Genomic DNA, 11,944 nt, shown 5'->3' with positions numbered 1-11,944 from the left:
CCCCCCCCCCCCCCCCCCCCCCCCCCCCCCCCCCCCCCCCCCCCCCCCCCCGCCCCCCCCCCCCCCCCCCCCCCCCCCCCCCCCCCCCCCCACGACTCCGCTCAGCCGACCTGCGCTCAGCCGACCTGTTCGATGCCCGCGGCGTGCCGCTTGGCCAGCTCCCGGTAGTGGCCGCCGTTGTCGGTGACCCAGTGCCGGGTGCCCTCGGTGAGCGGCCCGCGCACCTTCGCCGGCGACCCGACCGCGACCACCTCGTCGGGGATCTCCGCGCCCGGGGCGACCAGGCTCCCGGCGCCGATCAGGGTGTGGTGACCGATCCGGGCGCCGTCCTGCACCGTCGAGTTGTTGCCGATCAGCGAACCCTCGCCGATCTGCGCGCCGTGCACCACGCAGCCGTGCGCGACGCTCGCGCCCGGCCCGATGACCGTCGGCTCGCCGCCGTGCAGGACCGAGCCGTCCTGGACGTTCGCGCCCTCCCGCACGATGATCCGGCCGAAGTCGGCGCGCAGCACGGCGCCGTACCAGATGGAGGCCCCGGCCTCGACGACGACGTCGCCGACGAGCGTGGCGGTGGGCGCCACAAAGGCGTCCGGGTGGACCTGCGGGGATCGGCCCTCGAAGGAGAACAGCGGCATACCGACATCCCTACCGTACGGGCGCCGCGGGGACGAGGACCGGTCAGCCGTGCCAGGCGTGCGCGCCGTGGAACTCGCGGTGGTCCGGCTCGGGCTGCGGCTGCCGCCCGGCCCGCTCGCGGGCGTCCTCCCGCCGGTCCCGCCGCAGGTCGAGGACGCCGAGCACCAGGGCGGCCAGCGTGGTGACCAGCGCGACCGCCAGTCCCGCGGCCGCCGCCACCGCGTAGTCGCCGCCGGCGGAGGAGAGGACGACGTAGAAGAGGCCGGGCAGCGCCGCGGTGCCGATCGACGCGCCGAACCGCTGCGCCGTCTGCAGGCCGCCCCCGGCCGCCCCGGCCATGTGCACCGGCACGTTGCGCAGCGTCATGGTGATGTTCGGCGAGATGACGAAGCCGCCGCCGAGCCCGCCGAGGAGCAGCGCGGGCGCGACCGCCCAGCCGGCCGACTGCGGCGGCACGAGCAGCAGGATCGTCGCGGCGGCGGCCAGCCCGACGGCGACGCCGGCCAGGCCGAACACGGTCAGCGCCCGGCCGTACCGCTCGACCAGCCGGCCGGCCAGCACCGCGGTGCAGGCCGACCCCAGCGCGAACGGGGTCACCGACAGGCCCGACTGCAGCGGGGTGTAGTCCAGCCCGGTCTGGAAGAACAGCGCCAGCACCAGCCAGATCCCGCTGAAGCCGAGGAAGTAGACCGTGCCCAGCGAGGCGCCGGCCGCGTAGCCGCGGGTCTGCGTGACCAGCCGGGGGTCGAAGACCGGCTGCCCGCCCGAGCGGACGACGCGCTGCTCCCACCGCACGAACGCGGCCAGCAGCAGCGCCCCGACCGGGAACAGCCACCACAGCGTCGACAGCCCGCCCGCCTCGGCCTGCACCAGCGGGAACAGCAGCGCCAGCGCGCCGGACCCGAGCAGCCCGACGCCGACCAGGTCGATGTGCCCGCGGTCGCCCTTCGCCGCCTTCGGCAGCAGCTTCAGTGCCAGCACGAACGCCAGCGCCCCGATGGGCACGTTGACGTAGAAGACCCACCGCCAGCCGCTCGCGTCGCCGGCCAGCGCCAGGATCAGGCCGCCGACCACCGGGCCGGCCGCCGTCGAGACGCCGATGGTGGCGCCGAACAGACCGAACGCCCGCCCCCGTTCGGCGCCGCGGAACAGCTGCTGGATCAGCGCCGAGTTCTGCGGCGCCAGGCACCCGGCCGCCAGCCCCTGCACCAACCGGGCGGCGACGAGCCACTCGACGCTGGGTGCGGCCCCGGCCGCCGCGCTGGCCAGCACGAAGCCGGCCAGCCCGACGAGGAACAGCCGCCGCCGGCCGTAGGCGTCGCCGAGCCGGCCCGCCGGCACGAGCATCAGCCCGAAGGTGAGCGCGTAGCCCGACACCACCCACTGCACAGCGGCCGGCGAGGCACCCAGCCCCTCCTGCATCGAGGGCAGCGCGACCGACACGATGCTGACGTCGAGCAGGCTCATGAAGCCGGCGACCAGCGTCACCCACAGCGCCTGCCAGCGCCGGGGGTCCGGCTCGTACCCCCCGTCCTGGTCGGTGGTGCGGGGAGCGGGGGCGGAGCGGGTCACCGACCGATCGTCCGTCCGATCCCCGGGGAGCGCTCGTCCGGTGGGTCGGGGAAGGTCTCGCGGACGGCGACCATGTCGAGCTCGCGCACCGTGGCGATGAGCAGGTCGACGGAGTCGCCGGGCAGCCACCCGGGCTCGGCGAAGACCAGGACGCCGTCCCGGAACACCATGAGCGTCGGCGCGGCGCGCACCCCCACCTCGGCGGTCAGCTGCTCCTCGGCCTCGGTGTCGACGGCGGCGAAGAGCAGGTCGGGGTGGCGCGCGCCGGCGGTGTCGAAGACCGTGGCGAAGGCGCGGCTGGAGCCCGAGGAGGCGGCCCGGAAGTCCACGAGGACGATGCCGGGCCCCTCGACCGCCGCCGCGAAGTCGTCCCGGCGCAGGGTCACCGTGCCCATGCGACCGAGTGTCCGCCACGGCCGGGGGGAGGGCGAGGGCGGGGGCGGTGGGTGGGACAGGGACTCAGCCGGTGAACGCGCGCGTCTCCGCCATCCGCGACGCCGGCACGGTCTTCAGCCGGGCCACCGCCCGGGCCAGCGGCACCAGCTCGATCTCGGTGCCGCGCAGGGCGACCATCTGCCCGTGCTGCCCCTCGTGCGCGGCGACGGCGGCGTGCAGCCCGAAGCGGGTGGCCAGCACGCGGTCGAACGAGGTCGGCGTGCCGCCGCGCTGGACGTGGCCGAGGACCGTCGCCCGCACCTCCTTGCCGGTGCGCCGCTCGAGCTCCTCCCCCAGCTGCTGCGCGACGCCGGTGAAGCGCCGGTGGCCGAACTCGTCGAGGCCGCCCACGCGGAAGGCCATCTGGCCGGGCAGCGGCTGCGCCCCCTCGGCCACCACGCCGATGACGTGCGAGTCGCCGCGCGCGAACCGCTCGGTCACCAGGCGCGTGACCTCGTCGACGTCGAAGGGCTGCTCGGGCACCAGCGTCAGGTGGGCGCCGGCGGCCAGGCCGGCGTGCAGCGCGATCCACCCGGCGTGCCGGCCCATCACCTCGACCAGCAGCACCCGCTGGTGGGACTCGGCGGTGGTGTGCAGCCGGTCGATGAGCTCGGTGGCGATGCTGACCGCGGTGTCGAAGCCGAAGGTGAGGTCGGTGCCGTCGATGTCGTTGTCGATGGTCTTCGGGACGCCGACCACGGGGACGCCGGCCTCCGACAGCAGGTGCGCCGCGGTCAGCGTCCCCTCGCCGCCGATCGGGACGAGCACGTCGACGCCGTGCTGGTCGAGCGTCCCGATCATCTCGTCGATGCCGGCGCGCAGCTTCTCCGGCGCGACGCGGGCCGACCCGAGCGTCGTCCCCCCGCGGGTCAGCAGCCCGTCGACGGCGGCGACGTCCAGCGGGGTGCTGCGGTCCTCCAGCAGCCCCCGCCAGCCGTCGCGGAAGCCGATGACCTCGCTCCCGTAGTGGCTGGTCGCGGTCCGGACCACCGAGCGGATCACAGCGTTCAGACCCGGGCAGTCACCGCCGCCGGTGAGGACTCCGATGCGCACCCGGTCGACGATACGTCATGACGTCTTGACGACATGCCGACACGGCGACAGCCTTTCGCGCGCGAAAGGCCCCTCAGGCGCGGCCGCGCAGCCGCCGGTAGGTGCGCACGAGCTCGGCGGTGGAGGCGTCCTGGTCGAGCTCCGGGGGCTCCTCGCTGGTCAGCGCCGGGGCGAGCTGGCGGGCCATGACCTTGCCGAGCTCCACGCCCCACTGGTCGAACGAGTCGATCTGCCAGATGACGCCCTCCGTGAGCACCGTGTGCTCGTAGAAGGCGACGAGCTGCCCGAGGGTCGACGGCGTCAGCTGCGGCGCGAGGATCGTCGTGCTGGGCCGGTTGCCGGGCATGACCTTGTGCGGCACGAGCTCGGCCGGCGTCCCCTCGGCGGCGACCTCCTCGGCCGTGCGGCCGAACGCGAGCACCGCCGACTGGGCGAACATGTTGGCCATCAGCAGGTCGTGCATCTCGCCGATGTCGTGGTTGGGCCGCCCGAACCCGATGAAGTCCGCGGGCACGAGTGCCGTCCCCTGGTGCAGCAGCTGGTGGAACGCGTGCTGGCCGTTGGTGCCGGGCTCGCCCCAGTAGACCTCGCCGGTCGCGGTGGTCACCGCCTCGCCGTCCCACCGGACCGACTTCCCGTTGCTCTCCATCGTCAGCTGCTGCAGGTAGGCCGGCAGCCGGGACAGGTACTGGCTGTAGGGCAGGACGGCGTGGGTCTGGGCGCCGAAGAGGTCGGTGTACCAGACGTTGATCAGCCCCTGCAGGACCGGCAGGTTCTCCGCCAGCGAGGCGGTGCGCACGTGCTCGTCGACGGCGGCGAACCCGGCGAGCATCTCGCGGTAGGCGTCCGGCCCGATGGCGACCATGAGCGACAGGCCGATGGCCGAGGTGAACGAGTAGCGGCCGCCCACCCAGTCCCAGAAGCCGAACATGTTCTCGGGGTCGATGCCGAACTCCCGGACGGCGTCGGTGTTCGTGGAGACGGCGACGAAGTGCTTGGCGACGGCGCTCTGCTCGCCGCCGAGGCCGGCCAGCAGCCAGTCGCGGGCGACCGAGGCGTTGGTGAGCGTCTCGAGCGTGGTGAACGTCTTGGAGGAGACGACGAACAGCGTCTCGGCCGGGTCGAGGTCGCGGGTGGCCTCGGCGAAGTCGGTCGGGTCGATGTTGGAGACGAACCGGGCGGTGATGCCGCGGTCGGCGAAGGCGCGCAGCGCGGTGTAGGCCATGGCCGGGCCGAGGTCGGACCCGCCGATGCCGATGTTCACCACGGCGCGGATCGGCCGGCCGGTGTGCCCCTTCCACTCGCCGGACCGCACGCGCTCGGCGAAGGCGGCCATCCGGTCGAGGACCTCGTGCACGTCGCGGGTCACGTCCTGCCCGTCGACGACGAGCTCGGTGGACCTCGGCGCGCGGAGGGCCACGTGCAGGACGGCGCGGTCCTCGGTGACGTTGACGTGCTCGCCGGCGAACATCGCGGCGATCCGCTCCGGCAGCCCGGCCCGCTCGGCCAGGGCGACCAGCAGCCGCAGGGTCTCGTCGGTGACGCGGTGCTTGGAGTGGTCGACGACGAGGTCGCCGACACGGCGGGTCATGCGGCGGGCGCGGTCGGGGTCCTCGGCGAACAGCTCGCGCAGGGTGCGGTCGCGCAGCTGCGCGTGGTGGTCGGCGAGGGCCTCCCACTCGGGGGTCGCGGTGATGTCGAGAGCCGTCGTGAGGGCCACCGATGAGGGCGCAGCATCCATGCCGCACACCCTGCCCGACCAGCGGCCTCCCGTAACGGCCGATCAGCAGGATCAGCGGGCCGGGACGGGCACCGTCTGCAGGTCCTCGGCGACGACCAGGTCGCCGTCGAACACGGCCGCCGCCTCGTCGGCGAACCGGCGCGGGTCGGGGTAGCGCTGCGAGAAGTGGGTGAGCACCAGCCGGCGCACCCCCGCCTCGGCGGCCACGGTCGCGGCCTGGCGGGCGGTGAGGTGGCCGTAGGCGGCGGCCAGGTCGACGTCCTCTTGCAGGAAGGTGGACTCGACGACCAGCAGGTCGGCGCCGTCGGCCAGCTCGCCGACCGCGGGGCACAGCCGGGTGTCCATGACGAAGGCGGCCCGCTGGCCGCGGCGGTGCTCGCTGACCTCCTCCAGCCCGACGGTGCGCCCGCCGACCACGAGCGAGCCCGCGCGCTGCAGCCGGCCGACGTCGGGGCCGGCGATCCCGCGGGCGGCCAGCGCCTCGGGCAGCATCCGCCGCCCGTCGGGCTCGACCAGCCGGTAGCCGAAGGCGTCGACGCGGTGGTCCAGCCGGCGCACCTCGAGCCGGCCCCAGTCGCCGGTGGCCGCGACGCCGTCCCCGGTCAGCGGGGCCGGGCGCAGGTCGGTGCGGTCGTCGAAGAGCGAGGCGGCGCGCAGCCGGTCGAAGAACTCCTGCCCCGACGCCGGGTAGTGGGCGTGCACCGGGTGCGGCACGCGGTCCAGGCTCAGCCGCTGGACGACGCCGGGCAGGCCCAGGCAGTGGTCGCCGTGGAAGTGCGTGAGGCAGATGCGGGTGATCGCGCTGCTGGCCACGCCGGCGTGCGCCATCTGCCGCTGGGTGCCCTCGCCGGGGTCGAACAGCAGCCCCTCGCCGTCCCAGCGCAGCAGGTAGCCGTTGTGGTTGCGCCGGCGGGTGGGCGCCTGGCTCGCCGTCCCGAGGACGACGAGCTCGCGGGCACCCACCTCGCCGACGCTAGCCCGCGGCCGGCCGCGCGGCCGGGTCGAGGACGGGGAGCAGCAGGTCCGAGATGCGGCGCACCATGAGGTCGGCGCCGAACTGCCGCACCGCGCGGGCCCGTGCCCGGGCGCCGAGGTCGGCGCGGCGGGCCGGGTCGGTGAGCAGCCCGCGCAGCGCCGCGGCGAGCGCTCCGGCGTCCTCCACCGGGACGACGACGGCGTCGTCCCCCACCGCGGTCCGCACGTCGCCGACGTCGGTCGACACGCAGGGCAGGCCCGCGGCCATCGCCTCCAGCAGGACCAGCGGCAGCGCCTCGCGGCGGGAGGAGAGGCAGAACAGGTCGAACTGGCGCAGGAACGCCGCGGCGTCCTCGACGAACCCGGGGAAGGTGACCGGCAGGCCCTCGGCGGCCGCGCGCAGGGCGGCCTCGTCCCGGCCGGCGCCCCCGAGGACCACGTCGAACGCCAGCCCCTCGTCGACCAGCTCCCGCACCGCCGCCAGCAGCACGTCGAAGCCCTTCTGCGCGGTCAGCCGGCCGAAGGCGGCCAGCCGCGGCACCGCGTTGCCGGCCGGCCCGGGCGCGGTGGCGGGGACGACCACCCCGTTGGGCACCACGTGCACCCGGTCGGCCGGCAACCGCAGGTCGGTGACGACCTGGTCGCGGATCTCGCCGGCCGGGGTGACCACCAGCGCGAAGCCGGCGTAGAGGTCGACCAGCCGCTGCCGGGCCGTGCCGGTGCCGGTGTCGCCGACGAGGTGCAGCACCCCCACGGTGGGCGCCACCGACTGCGCGGCGGTGATCGCTGCGGCGTTCGACCCGGGGTCGACCAGGTTGACCCAGACGAGGTCGGGGCGGGTCGCCGCGATGGCCTCCCGCACGGCGGGGGACGCCGCAGAGTGGCGGGCGAGCGGGACCACCACCGGGTCCCACGCCGCGTGGCGGGCGGCCAGCGGCTCGGCGCAGACCAGCCGCACCTCCCAGCCGAGGGCCGGCAGCTCGCGCAGCAGGGCGGTCAGGTGGACGTCGGCGCCGCCCCAGGTCTCGGTGTCGCTGACCAGCGTGATGCGCGGGCTCACGCGGCGAGCTCCCGGGCCGCCGCGAGGACGGCGTCCGGCCGGATCGTCTCGGCGCAGCGGAACTCGATCGGGCAGACCAGGTGCGGGCAGGGGGCGCAGGCGACCTGCGGCACGAGCGCGCGGTGCCGCGGCCCCCGGTGGGCCCACCGGACCGGGTCGCCGGGGAGGAACACCGTCACGCTGCGGCCGCCGACCGCGGCGGCCAGGTGCGCCGACCCGGTGTCGTTGCCGACGAGGACGGCGGCGTCGCGCAGCAGCGCGGCGAGCCCGCCCAGGCTGGTCGCGCCGCTGAGGTCGACCGCCGGGGCCCGCATCGCGGCGGCCACCGCGGCCGGCTGGGTCTCCCCGGGGGTGCCGGTGAGGACGACGGTCAGCCCGTCGGCGGCCAGGGCGTCGCCGACGGCGGCGTAGCGCGCGACCGGCCAGCGGCGGGTGGCCGCCGACGCCCCGGGGTGCAGGACGGCGTAGCCGCCGGGGGTCAGGCCGTGCCGGGCGAGGGTCGCGGCGTGCTCGGCCTCGTCCGCCGGACGCAGGTCGAAGGTCATGTCGAGCGGGCCGCCGGCGGGCAGGCCGAGGTGCTCGAGCAGCCGCACGTGCCGCTGCGCCTCGTGCAGGTCGAGCGGGTAGCGCAGGTGCAGGTCCTCGGCGCCGGGGGGCACCGGCCAGCCGGTGGGCGCGAACCCGCCGGTGAGCCGGGCGCCGAGGGCTGCGGTCACCCCATTGGCGGCCGGCCGGTCGCCGTAGGCCTGCAGCGCGAGGTCGAACCGGCCGCCCGCGGCGGCGAAGGCGGCCCAGCCGGCCGGGTCGACCGGGCCGTCGGGGATGCCCTCGGCACCGGGGAAGGGCAGCAGCTCGTCGACCAGCGGACGGCCGTCCGCCGGGCCGAGCCGCTCGACCACCGGCCGCATCCGCTCCCAGGTGGCCAGCGCGACGTGCACGTCGGGGCGGGCGGCACGCAGCCGGCGCAGCGCGGGCAGCGTGCAGAGCAGGTCACCGAGGCCGACCCGCATCCGCACGAGCAGCACGCGGCGGACGGCGGGATCGGCGAGCGGCGGCGGCACGGCGGCGCTCCTGCCCCGCCCGCGGCCGACCCAACCCCGGCGGCGCACGCCATCTCGTGGTGCACTACGGATCCCGCCGAGCAACGGAGGTCCGCGTGCCGCACCGCGTCGACGACGACCGGGAGCAGGTCGAGCCCCTGCACGTGCTGCGCCTGTGCAGCGTCTTCGAACCGGAGGGTGCCGCCGCGCCACCGCGGGACGGGTCGGCCGCGGCGCTCCCCGGTGCGCTGGACGGGCGGGCCGCGCGCTTCGACCCCATCGGCGGCATGCAGAACCACACGGCGACCCTGACCCGCTGCCTCGACGCGCAGGGGCACCGGCAGACCGTGGTGACCTCGCGGCTGGCCGCGCGGGCGGGCACCGGCCGGCTCGGGCGGTCGGCGACGGTGCACCGCACCGGGCTGCCGATCCCCCGCCTCCGCCAGCTGTGGGCGCTGACCGCGCTGCCGCACGTCGCGCGCCGCGGCACCGCGCCGGTCGACGTCGTGCACGCCCACCAGGGCGAGGACCTCGCGGTGCTGCCGCTGGGGCGGCTGGCCGCGTGGCGGCACCGCTGCCCGCTCGTGGTCACGCTGCACTGCAGCGTCGGGCACACGCTCACCGGGGGGTCGCCGCGGGCGCGGCTGCTGCGCGCGGTCGGCGGGTGGGTCGAGCGGAGCGCGCTGCGCCGGGCGGACGCGGTCGTCGTCCTCACCGAGCGGACGGCGGCGGCGGTGCGTGCCGACGGCGTCCCGGCGCGGAAGGTGCACACGATCCCGTCGGGGTTCGACCCGGCACTGTTCGCCGCGACCGGCACGGACGTGCTCGCCGGGGTCGGCCGCCCGCGGATCGGCTACGTCGGCCGGCTGGCCCCGCAGAAGCGGCCGGACGTGCTGGTCGAGGCGTTCGGGCTGATGCGGGAGCGCGCGGAGCTGGTCGTGGTCGGCGACGGCCCGGACCGGGCGCTCGTCGAGCGGGCGGTCGAGGCCAGCCCGGCACGCGAGCGGATCACGCTGCGCGGGTTCGTGGCGCACGACGCCGTGCCGGGGGTCCTGGCGGCGCTCGACGTGCTGGTGCTGCCCTCGGCCTACGAGGAGATGGGCTCGGTGCTGACCGAGGCCATGGCGGCCGGGCTGCCGGTGGTGGCCAGCGACGTCGGCGGGATCCCCACGGTGGTGCGGGACGGCGTCACCGGGCTGCTGGTGCCGCCGCTGGACGCGCCCGCGCTGGCGGTCGCGCTCGACCGGGTGGTCGGGGACCCGGAGCTGCGTGCGCGGCTGGCCGCGGGCGCGCGGGCGCGGGCCGGGGAGTACGCGTGGCCGCGGCTGGCCGGGCGGGTGGCCGGCGTGTACGCGCGCATCCGGGCGCGGGCACGGCTGGGCGGCCGGGTCCGGGAGGCCGTCGCCGCGTGACCGGCCGCGGAACCGACCGCGCCACCGATCGGGGAACCGGCCCGCAGGCGGGGGCGCCGCGGGTGGCCGTCCTGGTGCCCGTGCACGACTCCCCCGGCTCGCCGCACGCCGCCTTCCTGCCCCGGGCGCTGGGGTCGCTGCTCGACCAGACGGTCGCGGACTGGGAGGCGGTGGTCGTCGACGACGGCTCGTCCGACCCCGCCGTCGTGGCCTCCGCCGTGCCACCGGACCCGCGGATCCGGCTGGTCCGGCACGCGGCGAACCGCGGGCTGGGAGCAGCCCTCAACACGGCCGTGGACGCCACGAGCGCCCCGGTCGTCGCGTACCTGCCGGCCGACGACGTGTGGGCGCCCGGCCACCTCGAGGCGCTGCTCGGCTGCCTGGCCGACCCGGGGGTGGTGCGGGCGCGTTCGGGGCTGACCGAGCCGTCGGGCACCGACTACGACCAGCTGGTGCAGGTCGCGCACCGGCGCACCGCCGACCGCTGGACCGAGCGCGCGGAGCTCGAGACCGACGACCTGGACCGGTTGTTCTGGCACCGGCTCGGCGCGGCCGGCGCCCGAGCGGACACCGGCCGGGTCACCTGCTCGTGGACCCGGCACCCCGGGCAGCGGTCGCGGGCGATCCGGGCGGCGTTCGACGGCGGCCTGAACGTCTTCCGGGCGCGGTACCGGGTCGCGGAGCCGCTGCGGTTCTCCTCGACCGACGGGGCCGACGTCGACGAGGTCGACCGGTACGCACGCTTCCGCCGGCGCGCGTACGAGCCGGCGGACGACGGTCTGCGCGTGCTCGTCGTCGGCGAGCTGGCGTTCAACCCCGAGCGGGTGCTGGCGCTGGTCGAGCGCGGGCACCGGCTCACGGGGCTGTGGACGGCGTCCGGGCTCGGCGACTCGACCGTCGGCCCGCTGCCGTTCGGGCACGTGGCCGACCTCGGTGCGGTGCACGACCTCGCCGGCTCCGGGTGGCGGGAGGCGGTCCGCGCGCTGGCGCCCGACGTCGTGTGGGCGCAGCTGAACTGGCGGTCGGTGCCGCTGGCGCACGCCGTCCGCTCGGCCTTCCCGGACGTGCCGTTCGTCTGGCACTTCAAGGAGGCGCCGCAGCGGAGCATCGTGCGCGGCGAGTGGCCGCTGGTGGCCGACCTGGTGACCTCCGCCGACGCCTGCCTGTTCTGCAGCGAGGAGGAGCGCGACTGGTTCGCCCTCGCACTGGCCGGCCGGGTCGACCCGGCGCGGCTCGGGGTGCTGGACGGCGACCTGCCGCTGCGCGAGTGGCACGACGCCCCACGGTCCCCGAAGCTCTCCGACGCCGACGGACAGCCGCACACCGTCCTCGTCGGCCGCCCCTCCGGCCTGGACCTCGAGTGGGTGCTGGACCTCGCACGGCGCGGCGTGCACACCCACCTGTACGGGCAGGTGCGGGCGCCTGGGCCGACCGGGTCGTGGACCGGCTGGCTGGACGAGGCGCTCACCCGCGCACCGGACCACGTGCACGTGCACCCGCCGATCGGCCCCGACCGGTGGGTGAGCGAGCTGTCGCGGTACGACGCCGGCTGGCTGCACCGGTTCGACAGCGCCAACGGCGGCGACCTGCGCATCGCCACGTGGGACGACCTCAACTCCCCCGCCCGGCTGCCGGTCTGCCTCGCGGCGGGACTGCCGCTGCTGCAGCGGGCCAACCCCGGGTCGCTGGTCTCGGTGGAGCGGGTGCTCCGCGCCGAGGGCACCGGCCTGCTGTACCGCACCGCCGACGACGTCGCGGACCTGCTGACCGACGAGGTCCGCACCCGCGCCGGCGCCACCGCCGCGCTCGCGGCGCGGGACCGGCACACCTTCGACGCGCACGCCGACCGGCTGGTCACGCTGTTCCGCTCCCTCCTCCGCTGAGGAACCTCCCGGCATCCCGAGGAGACACGTCGACATGACGGCACGGCGATGAGACGGCATGGCGACGAGACGGCATTGCGACGAGACGGCATGGCGACGTGTCCTCCTGTCGGTGAATCGCTGAGCCGGCGAACCGT

At 76.5% G+C, this 11,944-nt stretch carries 10 protein-coding genes; 2 read left to right on the top strand and 8 right to left on the bottom strand.

Going from position 1 to position 11,944, the window contains the following annotated elements; translation table 11 throughout:
- Window positions 1-116: 116 nt before the first annotated feature.
- From ACI8AX_RS09000 to ACI8AX_RS08965, 8 genes are all read right to left on the bottom strand, one after another.
- On the bottom strand, window positions 117-635 hold the full coding sequence (locus tag ACI8AX_RS09000) for a gamma carbonic anhydrase family protein (RefSeq protein ID WP_456549462.1): 519 nt from the start codon (window positions 633-635) through the stop codon (window positions 117-119).
- A 43-nt stretch (window positions 636-678) separates the two neighbouring features.
- A complete protein-coding gene (locus ACI8AX_RS08995) occupies window positions 679-2,208 on the bottom strand; it encodes an MFS transporter (protein ID WP_456549461.1) in 1,530 nt (509 codons plus the stop codon).
- Window positions 2,205-2,603 (bottom strand): thioredoxin family protein, encoded by a 399-nt coding sequence (locus ACI8AX_RS08990; RefSeq protein ID WP_456549460.1) that lies wholly within the window; start codon window positions 2,601-2,603, stop codon window positions 2,205-2,207. The genes ACI8AX_RS08995 and ACI8AX_RS08990 overlap by 4 nt, the downstream gene beginning before the upstream one ends.
- A gap of 64 nt (window positions 2,604-2,667) precedes the next feature.
- Window positions 2,668-3,696 (bottom strand): ATP-dependent 6-phosphofructokinase, encoded by a 1,029-nt coding sequence (locus ACI8AX_RS08985; protein WP_456549459.1) that lies wholly within the window; start codon window positions 3,694-3,696, stop codon window positions 2,668-2,670.
- A gap of 73 nt (window positions 3,697-3,769) precedes the next feature.
- A complete protein-coding gene (gene pgi, locus ACI8AX_RS08980; protein ID WP_456549458.1) occupies window positions 3,770-5,437 on the bottom strand; it encodes a glucose-6-phosphate isomerase in 1,668 nt (555 codons plus the stop codon).
- Window positions 5,438-5,488: 51 nt separating this feature from the next.
- Window positions 5,489-6,400: a ribonuclease Z gene (locus tag ACI8AX_RS08975; protein ID WP_456549457.1), complete on the bottom strand. Its 912-nt coding sequence runs from the start codon at window positions 6,398-6,400 to the stop codon at window positions 5,489-5,491.
- A 10-nt stretch (window positions 6,401-6,410) separates the two neighbouring features.
- Window positions 6,411-7,472 carry a glycosyltransferase gene (locus ACI8AX_RS08970; protein ID WP_456549456.1) on the bottom strand — a complete coding sequence of 354 codons (1,062 nt, stop codon included), beginning with the start codon at window positions 7,470-7,472 and terminating at the stop codon, window positions 6,411-6,413.
- Window positions 7,469-8,533 carry a glycosyltransferase family 9 protein gene (locus tag ACI8AX_RS08965; RefSeq protein WP_456549455.1) on the bottom strand — a complete coding sequence of 355 codons (1,065 nt, stop codon included), beginning with the start codon at window positions 8,531-8,533 and terminating at the stop codon, window positions 7,469-7,471. The genes ACI8AX_RS08970 and ACI8AX_RS08965 overlap by 4 nt, the downstream gene beginning before the upstream one ends.
- A gap of 95 nt (window positions 8,534-8,628) precedes the next feature.
- On the opposite strand from ACI8AX_RS08965, the gene ACI8AX_RS08960 reads away from it, so the two are divergent.
- Both ACI8AX_RS08960 and ACI8AX_RS08955 read left to right on the top strand, forming a co-directional pair.
- Window positions 8,629-9,924: a glycosyltransferase gene (locus ACI8AX_RS08960; protein ID WP_456549454.1), complete on the top strand. Its 1,296-nt coding sequence runs from the start codon at window positions 8,629-8,631 to the stop codon at window positions 9,922-9,924.
- Window positions 9,921-11,807 (top strand): glycosyltransferase, encoded by a 1,887-nt coding sequence (locus ACI8AX_RS08955; RefSeq protein WP_456549453.1) that lies wholly within the window; start codon window positions 9,921-9,923, stop codon window positions 11,805-11,807. Before ACI8AX_RS08960 ends, ACI8AX_RS08955 begins: the two co-directional genes overlap by 4 nt.
- The last annotated feature ends 137 nt before the right edge of the window (window positions 11,808-11,944 follow it).

Source organism: Blastococcus sp. SYSU D00813 (assembly GCF_054050735.1).
The sequence above is the reverse complement of the archived record's forward strand: the minus strand, read 5'-3'. Positions and strand labels throughout refer to the sequence as shown.